This is a genomic window from Paraburkholderia guartelaensis (genome assembly GCF_004353905.1).
In the GTDB taxonomy this organism is placed as follows: domain Bacteria; phylum Pseudomonadota; class Gammaproteobacteria; order Burkholderiales; family Burkholderiaceae; genus Paraburkholderia; species Paraburkholderia guartelaensis.
Genome location: NZ_SMOD01000040.1, coordinates 1 through 18,999, shown reverse-complemented (window position 1 = coordinate 18,999; position 18,999 = coordinate 1). Strand labels below are relative to the sequence as shown.

The window sequence follows — 18,999 nt, the reverse complement described above, 5'->3', positions numbered from 1 at the left end:
GTTCGTGCAGCCGTCAAGCGGCAATTAAGTGTTCTATGCGTTTGCGCATACAAAGAGCACGAAAGACCACGCCTACCAACAGCCATTTTGGATGGGACCAGAGCGAGCGTTCACCCCACGCTCTCAACCTCTGGTCGATTCGGGAGATCCCATGAGCAGCGTTGCAGATTCGACGCGCGGTGCGCAAAGCGCACCTTTCTTTTCCAAAGAGGCGACCATCGCCCCGCCGGGCTTTTCGCGCTGGATGGTGCCGCCCGCGGCGCTGGCCGTGCATCTGTGTATCGGCCAGGCCTACGCGTTTTCCGTGTTCAACGCGCCGCTCACGAAGGTGATCGGCATTACGCAGTCCGCGCCCGATGACTGGTCGCTCACCACGCTCGGCTGGATTTTCTCGCTGGCCATCGTGTTTCTCGGGCTTTCCGCCGCGTTCGGCGGCAAGTGGCTCGAACGCGTCGGCCCGCGCCGCACGATGTTTACCGCTGCCTGCTGCTTCGGCGGCGGTTTCCTCGTTTCCGCGCTCGGCGTGTATCTGCACCAGATCGCGCTGCTCTATCTCGGCTATGGCGTGATCGGCGGTATCGGCCTCGGGCTCGGCTACGTCTCGCCGGTTTCGACGCTGATCCGCTGGTTCCCCGACCGCCGCGGCATGGCAACGGGCCTCGCGATCATGGGCTTCGGCGGCGGCGCAATGATCGCCGCACCGCTCTCTGTCATGCTGATGAAGCATTTCGCGAGCGACACGAGCGTGGGCGTCGCCCAGACCTTCGTGGTGCTCGGCGTGGCGTACTTCATCTCGATGACGATCGGCGCCATCACCATCCGCGTGCCCGCGCCGGACTGGAAGCCGGCGGGCTGGACGCCGCCGGTCGTGGCCAAGAAGCTCGTGTCGAACCAGCACGTGCACATTGACCAGGCACTCAAGACGCCGCAGTTCTACCTGATCTGGCTCGTGCTGTTCCTCAACGTGACGGCGGGCATCGGCATTCTGGGCCAGGCTTCGGTCATGATCCAGGAAAGCTTCAAGGACACCGTGAGCGCCGGCGCGGCGGCGGGCTTCGTCGGCCTGCTCTCGCTCTTCAACATGGGCGGACGTTTCGTGTGGGCTTCGGCCTCCGACTGGGTGGGCCGCAAGAACACCTACTTCATCTTCTTCGTGTTTGGCGCGGTGCTCTATTACGCCGTGCCGCAGTTCGCGCAGAGCGGCAACATCGTGTTCTTCGTGCTCGCGTTCTGCCTGATTCTCTCGATGTACGGCGGCGGCTTCTCGACCGTGCCCGCATATCTCGCGGACATGTTCGGCACGGCGTTCGTCGGCGGCATTCACGGCCGTCTGCTCACCGCGTGGGCCGCGGCAGGCGTGGCGGGCCCGGTGCTCGTGAACTACGTGCGTGCGTACCAGGTCGCGCACGGCGTGGCGAAGGCCGACGCGTACACGATGACCGTGCACATCATGGCTTCGCTGCTCGTGATCGGCTTCATCTGCAATCTGCTCGTGCGCCGCGTGGACGCGAAGCATCACATGAGCGAGACGCAACTCGCCGCCGGTAAATAAGGAGGAACGCGCAATGTCTATCCAAGCCGCCCCGAAATCGTCGAACAAGGCGCTGATGGCGATCTTCTGGCTCTACGTGCTGGTGCCGCTCGTGTGGGGCGTGACCAACACGCTCTCGCAGGCGATGAAGCTGTTCGGCTGATGCCGTGACGCTCGAGTGAAGCGAGGCGGCGCGAGCCGCCCGCCAGAAACCCCTTGCTGCGGGCCGCCGACGAAAGTCGCGGCCCGCAGTTTTTTGGGGGCGCGTAGTCCGGCGCTCGAAGCGGCATCGTCCGCGCACCTTCGCGGCGATCCCTCCCCGCACCGCAGTACGATGCGTTTTCCTATGCGGCTGCCGGAGACGGGCGATGGTGCGGCTCATGATGATCCTGCTGGGCGTGGAGTATCTGCGCGAGCGCTGGCGCGGCGTGATGGCGGCGGGCGTGGTGAGCGCGCTCGTGGGCGCGGCGCTCTTCGTCGACGCGCTGGACGGCGTGCTGTTCTTCCCGATCGCGCCGTTCGCGTGGCTGCTGCTGATCGAGGGACTGGCCACGCTCGCGGTGGCATGGACCGGCATGGGCGGCCAGCGCACGCTGCGCTACGTGAAGGGCTTCGGCTTTTGCATCACGGCGGCGCTCGTGCTTTCGGGCTACCGGCACGCGTCGTTCATTCTTTCGATGGTGTTCGCCACGCTCTTTCTCGCCGATGGGCTGCTGCAGATCGCCTCGGCCTGGGTCGTGCGCTATCGCACGTGGCGTCTCGCGGTGGCAGGCGGCGTGCTGCAGATCGCCATCGCCATCTTTCTGTACCAGCCTTATCCCACGCACTACAAGGGCACGGTGCCATACTGCCTCGGGCTCATTCTGATGTTCGCGGGGTGGAACCTGCTGCTGCTCGCCTTGCGTGCGCGTCGGCTCGCCGTGAATCCGGCCGCATCGCAGGGCGGCGCGGCGGCGCTCGTGGCGAGCGCGGTGGGCGCTGCGAATAAGGCATGGCGCCCAGGCTTGAACAGACCGTGTTCGACGGGCCGCCCGCGCCGCACGAGCGCGCGCTTACGGTACACGTGTGGACGCCGGTGGGCAGTTCGAGGGCCGAGGCGCGACGTCAGCCGCTCATCGACCGCTATATTGCCGCCGTCGATCGCGATGGCGTGATTTCCACGGGCCACGCTGCGCTCGAATCGCCCGAGCGCGTGTACATCAGCCTCTATCCCGCTGTGGAAATCGATCGTTCTCCCGATGAATTCACACGCACGCTGCGCGCGACGCGCGAAAACGACGTTCCGGGTCTGTTCCAGCCCGACTACGTGACGGAGTCGAAGGCGTGGTGCCCGTCCACGCGCCAGGTGCGCATTCGCAACTACGATCCGTTGCGGCTGGAGAGTTTCTGGCAGCGCTACCGTGAGGACACGACTTATAACCTCACGTACCGCAACTGTTCGAGCACGGTTTCGCACGCGCTGGAGGCGGCGCTGGAAGGCGCGACGCCGCGCGTGTGGGGGCATGGATGGATCGCGTTCGCGCGCATGCTCACGACGCCGGAGCTATGGGTGGCCGCGCAGGTGCGCAAACGCGGCCAGACGATGGCATGGACGCCGGGACTCACGCTCGACTATGCGCGCGCGTTGAGCATGCTGGCGGATCCGCGGCCTTCGGGATGGACGCGCATGTTCAGATCGCTGCGCGCGTCGATGCTAAGACGCGAACGCCGGAAAGAGCGGGAACGCCAGCACGAGACGGACCACGACGGGCGCTCGCCTCACGCGTGAAGGCAGCCCCGAAGCGGCCTCACACATCGCACGTCGATCCCGCGCCCGCCGCCTGTTCGCGCGCGGCTTTTGCGCCTTCCACCTGGAGAATGGTCGGCAGCGAGACGCCGTTCTTGGCCGCCGTGACCTCCGCGAGGATCGACACCGCGATTTCCGGCGGCGTGCGGCTGCCGATATAAATGCCCACCGGCCCATGCAGTCGCGCGAGTTCCGCTTCGCTCAGGTCGAACTCCTTGAGCCGCTCGCGCCGCGCCGCGTTGTTGCGCCGCGAGCCCAGCGCGCCCACGTAGAACGCGGGCGTCTTGAGCGCTTCCATCAGCGCGAGGTCGTCGAGCTTGGGGTCGTGCGTTAGCGCTATCACGGCGCAGCGTTCGTCGAGCTTCATGTCGAGCACCGTGTCGTCGGGCATGGTGCGCACGAGCGCCGTGCCGGGCACGTCCCAGGTGTCGGTGTATTCCTCGCGCGGGTCGCACACGGTCACCTGGTAATCGAGCCCCACGGCGATCTGGCAGAGATAGCGCGAGAGCTGCCCCGCGCCGATCACCAGCATGCGGTAGCGCGGCCCGTGGATCGTGAGCAGACGCACGTCGTCGAAGTCCACGCCATCCGTCGCTTTCGCGGGGCCGAGTGTGGCGCGGCCGGTCGCCATATCGAGTGTGCGCGCAACGAGTTCGCCGCGCTCGACGGTTTCGAGCAGTTCGCGGATGCCCGAGGCTTCGGAGAGCGGTTCGAGCACGAGCTGGATCGTGCCGCCGCATGGCAGTCCGAAACGATGCGCCTCTTCCGCCGTGATGCCGTACTTCACGGCTTCGGGCTTCACGATCGTCACGCCTTCGCGGTGCACGCGGTCGATCAGATCGTCCTCGATGCAGCCGCCCGACACGGAGCCGACCACGAGGCCGTCGCCGCGCACCACGAGCATCGCGCCCTCGGGGCGCGGCGACGAGCCCCACGTTTTCACCACTGTCACCAGCAGCACGCGGTGCCCTGCGTCGAGCCAGCGAACGCTGGATTTCAGGACTTCGAGATCCACGCTGTCCATGATCGTTTCCTCTTCGGTGTTTCCTCTGAGCCTTCGCTTTGCGGCTCGCCTTCTGTATCGCTCGCGGCAGATGCCGCCGCGTCGTCGGTATTTTCCTGCGCGCCGCCGTCCAGCTGTTCCCCGAAACGCTTGAAAAACTCGCCGGCGATCTTGCGCGCCGCGCCGTCCACGAGTCGCGAGCCGATCTGCGCGAGCTTGCCGCCCACCTGGGCGTTCGCCGTGTAAGTGAGCGTGGTCGACTCGTCGCCGGCAGATTCGAGCTTCACGTGCGCGTCGCCCTTACCGAAGCCCGCTGCGCCGCCCTGGCCCTCGAAGACGATCGTGTAGCTGTTCGGGGCGTCGATATCGGCGAGCTGCATGCGGCCCTTGAAGCGCGCCTTCACCGGCCCCACTGCGGCGGTCAGTGCGACCGCGTAGGCGTTCTCACCGTCGGCTTCGATGCTTTCGCAGCCCGGTATGCACGCCTTGAGGATAGCCGTGTCGTTGAGCGCTTCCCAGGCGCGCTGTTGCGGCACCGGCAGCGTGTGGCTTTCGGTCAGCTCCATCGTGTTTCTCCTTGTGCCGGGCGCGCCTGCGTGGTGTGCAATGCGCGTGCCGGTTTTGGCAGAAGAGTCGCCAGATGCGTCGCTGCACGAGGCGCGGGCCCGATCGGCGCGGCTTCGCACAGGCTGCGCGCGAACGCTTCGAGGCTGTCGAGATTGTGGACGGGGTAGTGCGCGTCGACGTGGGGCAGCATCGCCTGCACGCCGCGCGCCTTGGGCGCGAAATCGCGGTAACGCAAGAGCGGATTGAGCCAGATCACGCGATGCGCGAAGCGGTGCAGGCGCGCCATTTCCTCGCTGAGCAGGCCGCATTCATCGTGATCGAGCCCGTCGGTGACGATCAGCACCGTCGCGCGGCCGCCGAGCATGCGGCGCGCCCAGCGGCGGTTGAATTCCGCGAGCGTGGCGCCGATGCGCGTGCCGCCCGACCAGTCCGCGACCTGGGTGGCGAGCTGTGCGAGCGCGACGTCGGGGTCGCGTTCGCGCAGCGCGCGCGTGGCGTGCGTCAGGCGCGTGCCGAACAGGAACACCTGCAGGCGTTCGCGCGATTGCAGCAACGCGTGGCAGAAGTAGAGCACCGCGCGCGAGTAGCTGCTCATCGAGCCGGAAATGTCGAGCAGCAACACGAGCGGCAGCTTGCGTTCCACGGGCGCGCGATATTTCCACACGGTCCAGTCGCCGCCCGCGCGCACTGCATGGCGCGCGCTCGCGCGCAGGTCGGCGTGGGTGCCGCGCGACGATGCCTTCAGGCGTCGCGTGCGAACAGTGGCGAGCGGCAGGCGGCGCGCGCGTATCAGGTGGCGCAGCGTGCGCCATTCGTCGGCGGTGAGCGTGTCGAAGTCGCGCTGGCGCAGGCGTTCCTCGGCGCTGAACGTGGCGTGTGCGCGCAACTCGTGTTCTTCGTGCGAGGGCGGTGGCTTCGCGCCGGGGCGATGGGCAGGACGCGCTGCGAGCGCATCGGCGAGGCGGTTGTTGCGGCGCGGCGGCGGCACGCCGCCTTGGACCTTCGGCAGCAACAGCGCGCGCAGCTTGCCTTCGAAATCCGGATCGCGCCAGAAGAGGGCGAATGCGGCGTCGAAGATCTCGCGCTCGTCGGGCGCGCTCGTGAGGAGCGCGGCGAGCGCGGCATGCACGTCGTCGCGGCGGCCGAGGTCGATGTGGCGCAGCGCTTCGATCGCGTCGACGGCGCGCGAAGGCGACATCGGCAGGCCCGCGCCGCGCAGCACGCGCACGAAATGCACGACGTTGCGCGCGAACACGGGCGCGAGCGTGGGCATGGCGGCGGCGGAGGTGGCTTGGGTTCCGGGCGATGATGAGACGGAGGGCATCGTGCTCACTCCGCAAGCGCGAGCGTTTGCGCGATGCGTTGCGCGTCGAGCTGCGCGAGGTCGTCCTGATACTTCAGCAGCACGCCTAGCGTGTCCTGCACCGACTGCGGATCGAGTTCCGTCACGGCGAGCGCGCTGAGCGCGCGGCACCAGTCGATCGTTTCCGCGATGCCGGGCGCCTTGAAGAGGTCCATCGTGCGCAACTGGTGCACGAACGCCACGGCGCGCTGCTGCAATTCCGGGGCGGTTTCGGGCGCGCGCGCGGCCACGATCGCGAGTTCGCGCGCGCGGTCCGGGTAGCCGAGCCATTGATAGAGACAGCGCCGCTTGAGCGCGTCGTGCACTTCGCGCGTGCGGTTCGACGTGATCACGACGAGCGGTGGCGTGCTAGCGCGCACGGTGCCATATTCGGGAATCGATACCTGGAAGTCCGAAAGGAGTTCGAGCAGGAAGGCTTCGAACGGTTCGTCTGCGCGGTCGATTTCGTCGATCAGCAGCACGCGGCGCGCGCCCGGGTTGTGCGGGTCGGGCTGCAGCGCTTGAAGCAATGGGCGCTTGAGCAGAAATTCGTCGCGATAGAGCGTGTCGTTGTGTGGCTTCTCGCCGGCGGCTTCGGCCATACGCAGCGCCATGATCTGGCGCGGATAGTCCCACTCGTAAAGCGCGCTTGCCGTATCGAGCCCTTCGTAGCATTGCAGGCGCAAGACCGTCGTGCCGAGCATCGCCGCCGCGGCCTTCGCGAGTTCGGTCTTGCCCACGCCCGGCTCGCCTTCGAGAAACAGCGGGCGTTCCATGCGCAGCGCAAGAAAGAGCGCCGTGGCGAGTTCGCGGCTCGCGAAATAGCCGCGCGCTTCGAGTTGTGCGAGGGTGTCGTCGATCGAGGCGGATTGCATTCGGGATTCTGGCAACGCGAATCAAAGGCGGCGAGCGCTCCCATGTTCACCTGGAAGCGCTCGCCATCGGGACAAGCCTAGCCGTTGGCCTTCGCCACCGCGCGCGCCGCGAGCACCGGTATGAGGTGCGCGCGGTATGCCGCGCTCGCGTGCAGGTCGGTGTTGAGGTCGTCGGCGGGCATCTTCACCGCGCGTGCGGCTTCGGGCGCGAAGTTCGTCTTCAGTGCGCTTTCCAGCGCGCCCGCGCGAAATACCGAAGGCCCGGCGCCCGTGACCGCCACACGCACGTCACCACCGTACTTCGCGACGAACACGCCCGCGAGCGCAAAGTGCGAGGCCGGATTGCGAAACTTCTCGTAGGCCGCACGTTCGGGCACCTGGAATTCGACGGACACGATCAGCTCGTCGGGTTCCAGCGCCGTTTCGTACATGCCGAGGAAGAAGTCGTCCGCTGCGATGCGCCGCCGGTCCGTCACCACCGTCGCGTTCAGCGCGAGCACCGCCGCTGGATAGTCGGCGGCCGGATCGTCGTTCGCGAGCGAGCCGCCCAGTGTGCCGAGCGCGCGCACCTGGCGGTCGCCGATCATGCCCGCGAGGTCCGCGAGCGCCGGCAGCGTGTTGCGGATCTGCGCGTTTTCGGCGACGTCGGCATGGCACACGGCCGCGCCCACCTTCACCACCTTGCCGTCCACCTGCAAGGCTTTGAGCTCGGGAATGCGCGTGACGTCCACGAGCGTGGTGGGCTGGGCGAGCCGCAGCTTCATCGCCGCGAGCAGGCTCTGGCCGCCGCCGAGGAATTTGGCGTCGGCGTCGGCCGCGAGGGCTTTCACGGCACCTTGCGCGTCGCTTGCGCGCTGATAGTCGAATGCGTACATGGAGCGCCTCCGCTCAAGGTTGTGAAGGGGCCTGCGCGGCCTGGATCGCTTGCCATACACGATGCGGCGTGGCCGGCATCTGCAGGTCCTTCACGCCTAGCGGCGCGAGTGCGTCCAGAATCGCGTTGATCACAGCGGGCGGTGAGCCGATCGCGCCGGCTTCGCCGCAGCCCTTCACGCCAAGCGGATTGTGCGTACACGGCGTGCCTTTCGCGGTTTCCACCGTGAACGAAGGCACATCCGAAGCGTGCGGCATCGCGTAGTCCATGTACGAGCCCGAGAGCAACTGGCCGCTCTCGTTGTCGTACACGCACTGCTCGAGCATCGCCTGGCCGATGCCCTGGCCGAGACCGCCATGCACCTGGCCTTCGACGATCATCGGGTTGATGACGTTGCCGAAATCGTCCACCGCGGTGAAGCGTTCGATGCGCGTCTCGCCCGTCTCGGGATCGACTTCGACTTCGCAGAGATACGCGCCCGACGGATAGGTGAAGTTGGTCGGATCGTAGAACGCGCTTTCATCGAGGCCCGGTTCGAGCGTCTCCAGCGGATAGTTGTGCGGCACGTACGCGGCGAGCGAGATTTCCGCGAAGGTCTTCGTGCGGTCGGTGCCCGCCACGCGGAACACGCCGTCGGCGAACTCGATGTCCTCGACGCCCGCTTCGAGCATGTGCGCGGCGATCTTCTTTGCCTTCGCCTCGATCTTGTCGAGCGCCTTCATGATGGCGGAGCCGCCCACCGAGATCGAGCGCGAGCCATAGGTGCCCATGCCGAACGGAATGCGGCCCGTGTCGCCGTGCACGATCTCGACCTGTTCGATCGGCACGCCGAGGCGATCGGCCACGACTTGCGCGAAGGTCGTCTCGTGGCCCTGGCCGTGGCTGTGCGAGCCCGTGAACACGGTGACGGAACCGGTCGGGTTCACGCGCACCTCGCCGGCTTCGAAGAGGCCCGCACGCGCGCCGAGCGCACCCGCGATGTTCGACGGCGCGAGCCCGCACGCCTCGATGTAGCACGAGTAGCCGAGACCGCGCAGTTTCCCCTGCGCCTTCGATGCGTCGCGTCGCGTGGCGAAGCCCTTCACGTCGGCGAGTTCCAGTGCGCGCCCGAGACACGCTTCGTAGTCGCCCGTGTCGTAGGTGAGGCCAACGGGCGTGGCATACGGGAAGCTCGTGATGAAGTTGCGGCGGCGGATTTCGGCCGGGTCGATGTTCATTTCGCGCGCGGCCGTTTCCACCAGACGCTCGACGACGTAGGTCGCTTCCGGACGCCCCGCGCCGCGATACGCATCCACGGGCACCGTGTTCGTGAAGACGGCCTTCACCTCGGCGTAGATCGCGGGCGTGCTGTACTGGCCCGCGAGCAGCGTGGCGTAGAGGATGGTCGGCACGCTCGAGGCGAACGTCGAGAGATACGCACCCATGTTTGCCGTGGTGTGCACACGCATGGCGAGGAACTTGCCGTCCTTGTCGAGCGCGAGTTCGGCTTTGGTCACGTGGTCGCGGCCGTGTGCATCGGAAACGAAGGACTCCGATCGTTCGGCGGTCCACTTCACCGGACGGCGGATTTTCTTCGCGGCCCACGTGAGCGCGACATCTTCGGCATACAGAAAGATCTTCGAACCGAAGCCGCCGCCCACGTCGGGTGCGACGATGCGCAGCTTCGTTTCCGGCAGCCCGAGCACGAACGCGGCCATCAGCAGCCGCTCGACGTGCGGGTTCTGGTTCGCCACGTACACGGTGTAGCTGTCGTCGTGCTGCGAGTAGCTCGCGTTCACGGCGCGCGGCTCGATGGCGTTCGGTATCAACCGGTTGTTGACGATGTCGAGCGTCGTCACGTGCGCGGCCTGTGCGAAGGCGGCGTCGGTCGCGGCCTTGTCGCCGTGGCCCCACGTGTAGCACGTGTTATTGGGCACGCCGTCGTGCACGAGTGGCTGGCCTGGGTCGGCGGCGTGCGCCGTGTCGACGGCGGCAGGCAGCTCTTCGTAATCGACCTCGATCAGTTCAGCGGCATCCTTCGCGGCCTTGACCGAATCGGCGATCACGAGCGCGACCTGGTCGCCCACGTGGCGCGCTTTCTCGTGCGCGATCACAGGATGCGGCGGCTCGTTCATGGGCGAACCGTCGATGCTGTGGATGAGCCAGCCGCACGGCAGGCCGCCCACGTTTTCCGCCGCGAGGTCCGCGCCGGTGAAGACGGCCACAACACCGGGCGCTGCCTTCGCGGCGTTGATGTCGATGCTCTTGATGCGCGCATGGGCGTGCGGCGAGCGCACGAACACGGCGTAGGTCTGTGCGGGCAGCACGACGTCGTCGGTGTACTGGCCGACGCCGGTGAGGAAGCGGAAGTCTTCCTTGCGCTTGACGGGTGCGCCGATCATGCGATTGGGTTCGGGTGCGTTCATGGTGGCCTCCCGAGTCACGCGGTCGTCGCGGCAGCGGGGGCGCCCGCGCGCATTGCCTGCGCGCCCGCGACCACGGCCTTGACGATGTTGTGATAGCCCGTACAGCGGCAGAAGTTGCCGTCGAGTCCTTCGCGCACGTCGCTTTCCGTGAGGTCGGGCTTGGCGGCGGCGAGCGCGGTCGCGCACATCACCATGCCGGGCGTGCAGAAACCGCATTGCAGGCCGTGGCATTCGCGGAACGCGGCCTGCATGGGATGCAGCGTGCCATTTTTCGCGAGGCCTTCGATCGTCGTCACCTCCATGCCGTCGCACTGCACCGCGAGCTGGTTGCACGACTTGATCGCGCGACCGTTCAGGTGCACGGTGCAGGCCCCGCATTGCGCGGTGTCGCAGCCGACGTGCGTGCCGGTGAGACGCTGCTGTTCGCGCAGGAACTGGACGAGGAGCGTGTGAGGTTCGACCTCTGCGGTCACGGGCGCGCCGTTGACCGTGAGGCTAATACTGATCGCCATTGATTTGTCTCCAATGTCGACCGGAGCACGGCGCTGCGTGTGGCTCCGGTCCCATACCAGATGATGGGATAGAGACCTGCCTGGGCCCGCTTTTTCACACTGAATCGACCGCCATAACCGCCCGCAGTAAAACTCGCCCGTCTAACGCATTGCGCCTCTTTGCGCGCGCAACGCAGAGCACCACGCAAACGTCGCGGGGCGCTTCGGGCGGATCGAACCAATACGGGTGGAGCGGAATCTGGGTCCGGCTGGTGCCTTGCTGTTCAGTGAAGCCTGGGGGTGACGCCCGGACAGTAAAGCACAATTTGCCGAATTTCGCTGCGCGGGGTTTTACCCTCCAGAATGCTTGCAGCGTGCAAAAAAACGGCCCGCCTCGATGACTCGGGGCGGGCCGTTGCGTTGCAGTGCAGCGATCGGAGGCTGATCGCTGCGCCGCGAACTTCACGCGCGCATCAATCGTGATGCACGTGCTCGTGCGGTGCGTGCGCGAGACGCGAGTGGCGGCGCGAATAGCCGAAGTAGACGATGAGGCCGAACGCGGTCCAGACCAGGAACGCGACCCACGTGAGCGGCTGCAGATTGATCATGAGGAACAGGCAAGAGCCCACCGCGAGAATCGGCACCACGGGCACGCCCGGGCAGCGGAACGCGCGCGGCAGGTGCGGGTGCGTACGGCGCAGCACGAGCACGGCGATCGACACCATCGAGAAGGCGGCGAGCGTGCCGATGTTGATGAGCTCGGCGAGCACGTTCAGCGGCACGAGCGCGCCGATCAGACCGAAGAAAATGCCGACGAGCCAGGTCGTGAAGAACGGCGTGGCAAAGCGCGGATGCACCTTCGAGAGCTTCGCGGGCAGGAGACCGTCGCGCGACATCGCGAAGATGATGCGGGTCTGACCGTAGCTCATCACGAGGATCACGGTGAGCATGCCGAGCACGGCGCCCAGATCGATGAAGCCTGCGACCCAGTTTTCGCCTGCCACCTGCAGCGCGAACGAGACCGGGTGGCCGACGTGGGCGAAGCGCGGCGAGGGCACGATGCCGGTCACGACCGCCGCCACGGCGACATAGAGCACCGCACACACGGCGAGCGAGGCGATGATGCCGACGGGCAGATCGCGCTTGGGGTTCTTCACTTCCTCGGCAGCGGAAGACACCGAATCGAAGCCGATGAACGCGAAGAACATCACGGCCGCGGCGCCGAACACGCCGCGCCAGCCGTTGGGCATGAACGGATGCCAGTTCGCGGGGGTGACGTGGAACACGCCCACCGCGATCACGAGCAGCACCACGGTCACCTTGATCGCCACCATGATGTTGTTGATGCGCGTGGATTCGCGCACGCCGACGGAAAGCAGCGCCGTGATCGCCATCATCACGAGGAAGGCGGGCAGATTAAAGAGCGTGTGCACGCCGGGCACGGCGCCGGGCGCGGCCGAGAGCGCAGCGGGCAGTGTGAGGCCGAAGCCGGAAAGCAGCGACTGCAGGTAGCCCGACCAGCCCACCGAGACCGCGGAAGTGGCGAGCCCGTACTCGAGCATCAGGTCCCAGCCGATCACCCACGCGGCCAGCTCGCCGAGCGTGGCATACGAATAGGTGTAGATCGAGCCGGCCACGGGAATGGTCGAGGCGAACTCGGCGTAGGCGAGCGCGGCGAAGCAGCAGGCCACAGCCGCGATCAGGAACGAGACCATGAGCGCCGGGCCGGCCTGCACGGCGCCCGTGCCGGTCAGCACGAAAATGCCGGTGCCGATGATCGCGCCGATGCCGAGAAAGGTGAGGTCGAGTGCGCCGAGTGCTTTTTTCAGGCCTGCGCCCTGGGCGCTCGCCTGCAACATGTGCTCGACGTTCTTCTTGCGAAAGAGGGACATTTGGCGGGGAACTCCACGTAAAACGCGCGAAGGCGAGGAGCCGGCGCGGTGTTTGATCCACGCCCGCCTGCGCCGGCTTCGCGTGCCGGATGTCTTTGGGGGAAACCCTAAATTTTAGCGGAAGTTGCGCGCGAAACCGGTCGAGCAGGGTCGGAAACGCTCGTTTGACGCGGACGATTCCGCCGCAATCGGGGACCCGCGAGCGCGATCCTTGCCGGGACCCGCGCAAACGGCGAAATTCATTTCCGGATCAACGGGTTATGGCGAGAAGGCCGCCTTGATGCCGCAGGGGCGCCGCAACGTCAGGCGCTGACGGTGGGCGAGAGGTCGACGAGCCGGTTGCTCATCACATAGAAGGTCAGCTCGGCGTTGTTGGTGAGCTTCATCTTTTCTAGCAGGCGCGTGCGGTAGACGCTCACTGTCTTCACCGAAAGCGAGAGCGCGTGCGCGATGTCGGTGAGACGTTTGCCCGAGGCGAGCATGCACAGCGTCTGGTATTCGCGGTCGGAGAGCTTTTCGTGCGGCAGTTGCTCGCCGTCCACCAGCACGTAGTCGGCGAGCGCTTCGGCCATGGCCGGGCTCACGTACTTGCGGCCCGCGGCGACCTGCTGGATCGCGGAGATCATCTGCGCGGCATCCACCGTCTTCGAGAGATAACCGGCCGCGCCCGCCTTCAGGGCACGCACCGCGTATTGATCCTCGCGATACATCGAGAACATCAGCACCGGCACGCGCGGCGCCTTTTTCTTGGCGCGCTTGAGCACCTCCACGCCGTTCATGTCGGGCAGCGAGATGTCGAGCAGGACCACGTCGCACACATGCTTCGCGATCGCGGCGAGCGCCTCGGCGCCCGTTTGCGCCTCGATTACTTCAGTGGCAATGCCGCGGTCGAGCAGCAACTGGCGAACGCCCTGGCGCACGACGGCATGGTCATCGACGAGCAGGATGCGATGGGTCATGAGCGGGCGCCTTCTTTCATGAGGAGGGGCGAGGCGGAATGGGAGACGCCGAGCAGCGCGTCCCACGCGAAGCGCGCACGCACGGTCGTGCCGCGCTGGCCGGCTTCCTGCTGTGCGTCGTCGTGAGGCGTGTGCGCGATGCCGCCCTTGACGGCGCGCAGCGAGCCGCCGAAAGCGACGCAGCGCTCGCGCATGCCGGCGAGGCCGTAGTGGCCGGAGCGGCTCGTGCGCTTGTCTGCGTGGTCGTCGCCATGACCGTTCGACAGGTTGCGGCGCATGTGGCCCGCGACGCGCGCGAGGCCGATGCCGTCGTCGGCGATGGTGAGCGTGAGGTGGCGCGCCGTGCTTTCGAGCCGCACCTCGGCACACGTGGCCTGCGCGTGGCGCGCCACGTTGGCGAGCGCTTCCTGGGCCACGCGGAACACGGCGAGCGCGGCTTCGGCGGGCAGGCGGGCGAGGCGGGCGTCGCCGCTGGCGTCGGCTACGCGTGCGGCGAGGCCCGTGCGCGCCGCGAAGCTGTGGACCCACGACGAGAGCGCGGGTGCCAGGCCCGCGTCGAGGTGCGGCGCGTGCAGGCCGTCGAGCACCTGGCGCATCGCGCCGGTGGCGGCTTCGAGCGAGCGGGCGACGAGCGCGAGCGCCTCGGCGCATTGCGGCGGGGCGTTGGCGGGCAGCCAGGTGTGGACGTTGGCGAGCGCGAAGTGCGTGGCGGCGAGTTCCGCGCCGACGCTGTCGTGTAGATCGCGCGCAAGCCGGTGGCGTGCGGCTTCGTCGGCGTGAATGGACTGGGCGGCGCCGCCGTGGGGAAGCGCCCGGCTCGCGCGCCGGCCTGTGCCGCGCGCTGACGCGGCAATTTGCCGATGCGCGCGGTCGAGGTCTTCGAGCGCGGCCACCGTGGCCGCCTCGTCGGCGGCAGCGGACCATGCGAGGAAGGCGAGACCGTCGACGCCATGAGCGGCGCGCGGCGCATCGCCGGCTGGCGTGCGCGCGTTCGGCGCGGCGTGTCTCGACGTATCCATCATTCCCCCGTTCAGGAACCGGTTCCTGCTGTCAGACGTCCGTCGGGATTTGGCCTCCCCGACGTGACGGTGAACAGCACGGCGCAGCGTAACGAAATTTACAACCAGTAACAACCTGGCTGTGCCCCTGGACACGATTGAATGTGTCCATGCTGCGCCGCGATAATATCTTAAAAAAAGAAAAACTTCAGGCTGGACAAGGGTTAGCGGCCAAACTTCAGGTGTAGCATGAGGTCGCGGGCCTTTGTCATGTAGGAAAAATACTGACAGGAAAGGTATCGTGTTTGTGTGACAACTGTAACCGCGTCAACAACAAAATAGAGGGCCAAAATAAAACGCGCAGGCGAAAAAAACCGGAGCGCGAGGCTCCGGTTCTTCGTGTCGCGAGCGACCTGGCGCGGGCGCTTAACCGACGAACGCCTTTTCCACCACGTAGTGGCCCGGCTGGTTGTTGCTGCCTTCCGTGAGGCCGGCCTTCTCGAGCAGCTCGACGGTGTCGCGCAGCATGTGCGTGCTGCCGCAGAGCATGATGCGGTCGCGTTCGGGCGAGAACGGCGGCAGATCGAGGTCTTCGAACAGCTTCTTCGTGTCGATCAGCTCGGTGATACGGCCGCGGTTGTCGAACACTTCGCGCGTGACGGTCGGGTAGTACACCAGCTTCTCGCGCACGATCTCGCCGAGGTATTCATGCTCGCGCAGTTCTTCGGTGATGAAGTCCTTGTACGCGAGTTCGTCGACGAAACGGCAGGTGTGCGTGAGCACGATCTTGTCGAAGCGGTCGTAGATGTCCGGGTCTTTGATGATCGACATGAACGGTGCGAGGCCCGTGCCGGTCGAGAGCAGCCACAGCACCTTGCCGGGCAGCAGGTTGTCGGCCACCAGCGTGCCGACGGGCTTCTTGCCGATCAGCACCTTGTCGCCGATCTTCAGATGCTGCAGGCGCGACGTGAGCGGGCCGTCCGGCACCTTGATGCTCAGAAACTCCAGATGCTCTTCGTAGTTCGCGCTCGCGAGCGAGTACGCGCGCATCAGCGGCTTGCCGTCCACTTCGAGGCCGACCATGGTGAACTGGCCGTTATCGAAACGCAGGGCCTGGTCGCGCGTGCAGGTGAAGCTGAAAAGCGTGTCGGTCCAGTGATGGACGCTCAGAACGGTTTCTTCGGTGAATTTGCTCATGGTTCCTGAAGTGCGAAACAAGCGCCGCCTGACTGCGGCGATCCTGCCGGCCTGCTGTCCAGTACAGCGTAGCTTTGACGATTGCTCGGGACCGGCCCGCGAGGCTTTATGCCCCTGCAGGCAAGTCCCGGTTATGGGTTTGCCAGCTTGCCCCGCTGCGAACGAGGCGGAATCCGCCATTTTACCGCGCTCCGGCCGCAAGGACCTGGTTGCCCCTGCTTGAAGTGCCTGGCGCTGCAAGGGAGGGTGGCTCGCTGCGGCGGTGTGCTGGCGTCCGCACGCGGGCATAGCACGCTTTCGGCGGGGTCGGCTGGCGACGGCACAAGGGGGGGCGGATAAGCCTCGCCCGGCCTCGCGAGCCGGACTGGTTCTTGCCAGGACCCGCGAGAGCGGGTTCTCGTGCCGCTCGCAACGCGCGCCAGATGCTGATGGCCCGATCGGCGCGTGCGAATTTTCCGCTAAATGATACCGGAAGGTCTGACAGCACGCAGCATTGACCCTGCTGGCGGGGCTGTTTCGGCGCGGGTTTTAGGCGCCGATGCGTGCGTAATGGCGCCATTTTCGATGCTGCGACGGCGCTGCGACCGTGCGCCGCGGCGCGCGACGTGCATGATGACCGCGCGCTAGCGATCGGCCACGAGCTTCACGCCGAGACCGATCAGCGCAGCGCCGCAAAACGCGTCGATCGGGCGGCACACACGGCGGTAGCCGCGCTGGGTGCGGTCGTCGGCGAACAGGAAGGCGAGGCTGCAATGCCAGCCGAACGACATCGCGGCAACCGTGGCGAGCGCGACGCCATAGAACCACAGCGGCGGATGCGCCGGAAACACGGCCGCGAACACGCTGGTCCAGAACACGCACGACTTGGGGTTCGTGAGGCAGGTGACGAGCCCCGAGCGCCACGTGCGCACCCACGCGCGCCGGTCGGCGACAGGCGGCGGTGCGACCGCGGCCTGCGCCGCCGCGGCCAGTTCGCGCCGCACACCGGAGCGCAGCAGCTTGAGTCCGAACCAGACGAGATAGAGCGCGCCCGCCACGCGCACGCCGTTGTAGAGCCAGCCAATGTGCTGCAGCACGGCGGCGAAGCCGAGCATGGCGAGCGCCGCCCAGAGGGTCGAGCCGACGCCCACGCCCGCCGCCGAGGCGACGCCCAGGCCGCGACGGCCGGCAAGCGAAAGCTGCGTGACCATGAAGAAGTTCGGGCCGGGGCTGATGAGCGCAAACAGATAGACGACAACGATCTGCAGCAACGTGGCGAGGTAATGCATCTGAGGACACCTGACGAAACGCGCGGCGCGCGCGACGCGACATATTAGCGCGGGGTTGCGCGCGCCGGTGGCCGCGATCGGGGGAGTGTCGCGCGGATGCTTCGGTGGAACCGCGCGCCGCGCGCCGTTGCCTGGTGCGTCAGTCTTCGAGCCGCAGGCGCGCCATGTACGGCAGGTGATCGGAGAGCCAGGCGGTCTCCTGCGCGGGCTGGATCAGCTCGACGGGCTTCAGGCCCCGCACGAACATCTTGTCGAGCGCGAGCGCCGGCGAGAAGGCCGGAAAGGTGCGCGCCGGCTCGCCGAGCAGCGTCGCGACTTCCTGCAGCCCATGTTCCGCGAAGAGCGGCACGGAGTCGTTGCGCCAGTCGTTGAAGTCGCCCGCCAGCACGAGCGGCCCCTGCGGCGCTTCCTTCACGATCCAGTGCGCGATCCAGTTCATCTGCCGCAGCCGCGCGCTGCGCGTGAGCGCAAGGTGCGCGCACAGCAGCGTGACGGACTGCCCGGCGACGTTTGCGCGCGCAACGAGCAACCCGCGCCGCTCGAAGCGGTGCGCGGAGATGTCCCAGCGGCCGCCCAGATCGAGCGGATGCGGAGAGAGAATCGCATTGCCGTGCCGCCATGAGGGCTTGAACACGTTGGGCCCGAGGGCGATCTGCAATTCGAGCGCGGTGGCGATTTCGGTGGCCTGGCAATGCCAGACGTCGTCGAGCGGGTCGCCCAGCTGCGCGCCGAAGGCCGAGGCGAGCACCGGTTGCGGCAGGCGGCGGGCCATCGCCTCCTGGAGAAACCAGGCGTCGGCGTGGGTGGACTGCACCCAGCGCCGCATGGCCTCCCAGGCCTCGAAGCCCAGCGGCGAGCGGCCCTTGTGCAGATTCCAGCTCACGGCGACGAAGTCTTTGCTCAGTGAGGTGTCGATGAGCGGTTGTTCGGGATTTCGCATGCGTTTTTTCTAACGGATTGGGTCACGCCGGGTCGTGCATTGAATCGGTGCGGTCACTGTGCGGATGCGGACGGTGGCGCGAGCGTTGCGCGCACCCGGTACGCAAGCGAGGGGTTCTGGTCGACGATCTGCCAGGTCACCCACTGCCCATCGGGCGCGATCAGGCCCGGATGGCTCGCATTCACCTGGCGCGGCTGCGGCGGCAGCCGGCAGCCTTCGGGCGTAGTCGGCGCGGCGTCGTTCTCGAGCGTTTCCTGCGCGTCGACCGAAAGCACGACCAGGTTCGCGCGCACCTGCAGCGGCGATACGGTGATCGTGCGCGACAGATCGATGCTGCCTGCCGGCTGATCCTTGCAGCCCACGCTGTGCGAGACGACCTTGTGATGTGTCTCGGTGTGCGCCTGGCCGATCGAGGTCGTGCCATTGAACGCGTCGATTTGCTGGCCGTCGCGCATCACCTGCAGCTCCCACTGGACCGCGCCCTGCGTGACAGGAGCGGGCGCACCGGCGGTCCCGGCGGGTGCAGTCGGCGGCGGGGGTGGAGGCGTCACGGCGCGTGAGGTCGGCGGCGGGGGAGGCGGCGGTGGCGGGGGTTCCGCCGGTGCTTGCGTGCCCGGCAGGATGGGCGGTTCCGAAGGCGTCGCATAACCCGGCTGCGCCGCGGTTTGCGCCAGCGCGCACACGCTCGTTCCCGCGAGGGCGGCGGACAGCAGCAGGGCGAGGCAATGTTTCCACAACTTCATATAGGAGGCTCCGTGCACGGCGCCGTGCGAGGCGACAGTGTCGGCAACGCTACGGCGGGGCGGGTACGTTCTGACCATCGATCCTATACCGGGTTCGCAAACCCCCGACCCCCGCGGTTCATCAAAGA

The 18,999-nt window shown here is 66.9% G+C and carries 16 protein-coding genes and 1 pseudogene; 3 read left to right on the top strand and 14 right to left on the bottom strand.

The features are described 5' to 3' along the window. Positions 1 to 151: 151 nt before the first annotated feature. From E1N52_RS34410 to E1N52_RS34400, 3 genes and pseudogenes are all read left to right on the top strand, one after another. Positions 152 to 1,552, top strand: a complete 1,401-nt coding sequence (locus tag E1N52_RS34410) for an L-lactate MFS transporter (RefSeq protein WP_133188259.1) — start codon at positions 152 to 154, stop codon at positions 1,550 to 1,552. A 13-nt stretch (positions 1,553 to 1,565) separates the two neighbouring features. Then, positions 1,566 to 1,694, top strand: coding sequence for an MFS transporter small subunit (locus E1N52_RS34405; protein WP_133188257.1), 129 nt, complete (start codon positions 1,566 to 1,568; stop codon positions 1,692 to 1,694). Positions 1,695 to 1,899: 205 nt separating this feature from the next. Beyond that, positions 1,900 to 3,299, top strand: a pseudogene (locus E1N52_RS34400) (HdeD family acid-resistance protein). A 19-nt stretch (positions 3,300 to 3,318) separates the two neighbouring features. Here E1N52_RS34400 and E1N52_RS34395 read toward each other — a convergent pair. The 14 genes from E1N52_RS34395 to E1N52_RS34330 form a co-directional block, all read right to left on the bottom strand. After that, positions 3,319 to 4,341 (bottom strand): XdhC family protein, encoded by a 1,023-nt coding sequence (locus E1N52_RS34395; protein ID WP_133188255.1) that lies wholly within the window; start codon positions 4,339 to 4,341, stop codon positions 3,319 to 3,321. After that, positions 4,314 to 4,886 carry an SRPBCC family protein gene (locus tag E1N52_RS34390; RefSeq protein WP_133188253.1) on the bottom strand — a complete coding sequence of 191 codons (573 nt, stop codon included), beginning with the start codon at positions 4,884 to 4,886 and terminating at the stop codon, positions 4,314 to 4,316. The genes E1N52_RS34395 and E1N52_RS34390 overlap by 28 nt, the downstream gene beginning before the upstream one ends. After that, positions 4,877 to 6,160 carry a vWA domain-containing protein gene (locus E1N52_RS34385; RefSeq protein WP_133188323.1) on the bottom strand — a complete coding sequence of 428 codons (1,284 nt, stop codon included), beginning with the start codon at positions 6,158 to 6,160 and terminating at the stop codon, positions 4,877 to 4,879. Before E1N52_RS34385 ends, E1N52_RS34390 begins: the two co-directional genes overlap by 10 nt. 56 nt (positions 6,161 to 6,216) lie before the next feature. Further along, positions 6,217 to 7,104: an AAA family ATPase gene (locus E1N52_RS34380; protein WP_133188251.1), complete on the bottom strand. Its 888-nt coding sequence runs from the start codon at positions 7,102 to 7,104 to the stop codon at positions 6,217 to 6,219. 77 nt (positions 7,105 to 7,181) lie between these two features. Next, positions 7,182 to 7,979 (bottom strand): FAD binding domain-containing protein, encoded by a 798-nt coding sequence (locus E1N52_RS34375; protein ID WP_133188249.1) that lies wholly within the window; start codon positions 7,977 to 7,979, stop codon positions 7,182 to 7,184. Between the two features lie 13 nt (positions 7,980 to 7,992). Further along, positions 7,993 to 10,383: a xanthine dehydrogenase family protein molybdopterin-binding subunit gene (locus E1N52_RS34370; RefSeq protein ID WP_133188247.1), complete on the bottom strand. Its 2,391-nt coding sequence runs from the start codon at positions 10,381 to 10,383 to the stop codon at positions 7,993 to 7,995. A gap of 14 nt (positions 10,384 to 10,397) precedes the next feature. Then, positions 10,398 to 10,895, bottom strand: a complete 498-nt coding sequence (locus E1N52_RS34365; RefSeq protein ID WP_133188245.1) for a (2Fe-2S)-binding protein — start codon at positions 10,893 to 10,895, stop codon at positions 10,398 to 10,400. A gap of 452 nt (positions 10,896 to 11,347) precedes the next feature. After that, positions 11,348 to 12,766: a branched-chain amino acid transporter BcaP gene (gene bcaP / locus E1N52_RS34360; RefSeq protein ID WP_133188243.1), complete on the bottom strand. Its 1,419-nt coding sequence runs from the start codon at positions 12,764 to 12,766 to the stop codon at positions 11,348 to 11,350. A gap of 302 nt (positions 12,767 to 13,068) precedes the next feature. Next, on the bottom strand, positions 13,069 to 13,725 hold the full coding sequence (gene rqpR, locus E1N52_RS34355; protein ID WP_133188241.1) for a response regulator transcription factor RqpR: 657 nt from the start codon (positions 13,723 to 13,725) through the stop codon (positions 13,069 to 13,071). Next, a complete protein-coding gene (locus tag E1N52_RS34350) occupies positions 13,722 to 14,747 on the bottom strand; it encodes a sensor histidine kinase (protein WP_246089331.1) in 1,026 nt (341 codons plus the stop codon). Before E1N52_RS34350 ends, rqpR begins: the two co-directional genes overlap by 4 nt. A 402-nt stretch (positions 14,748 to 15,149) precedes the next feature. Next, positions 15,150 to 15,920 (bottom strand): ferredoxin--NADP reductase, encoded by a 771-nt coding sequence (locus E1N52_RS34345; RefSeq protein WP_042265508.1) that lies wholly within the window; start codon positions 15,918 to 15,920, stop codon positions 15,150 to 15,152. Between the two features lie 623 nt (positions 15,921 to 16,543). Next, positions 16,544 to 17,188: a LysE family translocator gene (locus E1N52_RS34340; RefSeq protein ID WP_133188238.1), complete on the bottom strand. Its 645-nt coding sequence runs from the start codon at positions 17,186 to 17,188 to the stop codon at positions 16,544 to 16,546. Positions 17,189 to 17,327: 139 nt separating this feature from the next. Then, positions 17,328 to 18,128: an endonuclease/exonuclease/phosphatase family protein gene (locus E1N52_RS34335; RefSeq protein ID WP_042265511.1), complete on the bottom strand. Its 801-nt coding sequence runs from the start codon at positions 18,126 to 18,128 to the stop codon at positions 17,328 to 17,330. Positions 18,129 to 18,181: 53 nt separating this feature from the next. Further along, positions 18,182 to 18,679: a hypothetical protein gene (locus tag E1N52_RS34330; RefSeq protein ID WP_425468183.1), complete on the bottom strand. Its 498-nt coding sequence runs from the start codon at positions 18,677 to 18,679 to the stop codon at positions 18,182 to 18,184. Positions 18,680 to 18,999 lie beyond the last annotated feature (320 nt).

What these genes read in the sequence shown, in the direction of transcription:
- rqpR (WP_133188241.1), bottom strand. Translation starts at nt 13,725, where the DNA reads ATGACCCATCGCATCCTGCTCGTCGATGACCATGCCGTCGTGCGCCAG.
- bcaP (WP_133188243.1), bottom strand. Translation starts at nt 12,766, where the DNA reads ATGTCCCTCTTTCGCAAGAAGAACGTCGAGCACATGTTGCAGGCGAGC.
- E1N52_RS34395 (WP_133188255.1), bottom strand. Translation starts at nt 4,341, where the DNA reads ATGGACAGCGTGGATCTCGAAGTCCTGAAATCCAGCGTTCGCTGGCTC.
- E1N52_RS34385 (WP_133188323.1), bottom strand. Translation starts at nt 6,160, where the DNA reads ATGCCCACGCTCGCGCCCGTGTTCGCGCGCAACGTCGTGCATTTCGTG.
- E1N52_RS34370 (WP_133188247.1), bottom strand. Translation starts at nt 10,383, where the DNA reads ATGAACGCACCCGAACCCAATCGCATGATCGGCGCACCCGTCAAGCGC.
- E1N52_RS34345 (WP_042265508.1), bottom strand. Translation starts at nt 15,920, where the DNA reads ATGAGCAAATTCACCGAAGAAACCGTTCTGAGCGTCCATCACTGGACC.
- E1N52_RS34335 (WP_042265511.1), bottom strand. Translation starts at nt 18,128, where the DNA reads ATGCGAAATCCCGAACAACCGCTCATCGACACCTCACTGAGCAAAGAC.
- E1N52_RS34405 (WP_133188257.1), top strand. Translation starts at nt 1,566, where the DNA reads ATGTCTATCCAAGCCGCCCCGAAATCGTCGAACAAGGCGCTGATGGCG.
- E1N52_RS34375 (WP_133188249.1), bottom strand. Translation starts at nt 7,979, where the DNA reads ATGTACGCATTCGACTATCAGCGCGCAAGCGACGCGCAAGGTGCCGTG.
- E1N52_RS34390 (WP_133188253.1), bottom strand. Translation starts at nt 4,886, where the DNA reads ATGGAGCTGACCGAAAGCCACACGCTGCCGGTGCCGCAACAGCGCGCC.
- E1N52_RS34340 (WP_133188238.1), bottom strand. Translation starts at nt 17,188, where the DNA reads ATGCATTACCTCGCCACGTTGCTGCAGATCGTTGTCGTCTATCTGTTT.
- E1N52_RS34410 (WP_133188259.1), top strand. Translation starts at nt 152, where the DNA reads ATGAGCAGCGTTGCAGATTCGACGCGCGGTGCGCAAAGCGCACCTTTC.
- E1N52_RS34365 (WP_133188245.1), bottom strand. Translation starts at nt 10,895, where the DNA reads ATGGCGATCAGTATTAGCCTCACGGTCAACGGCGCGCCCGTGACCGCA.
- E1N52_RS34380 (WP_133188251.1), bottom strand. Translation starts at nt 7,104, where the DNA reads ATGCAATCCGCCTCGATCGACGACACCCTCGCACAACTCGAAGCGCGC.
- E1N52_RS34350 (WP_246089331.1), bottom strand. Translation starts at nt 14,747, where the DNA reads ATGATGGATACGTCGAGACACGCCGCGCCGAACGCGCGCACGCCAGCC.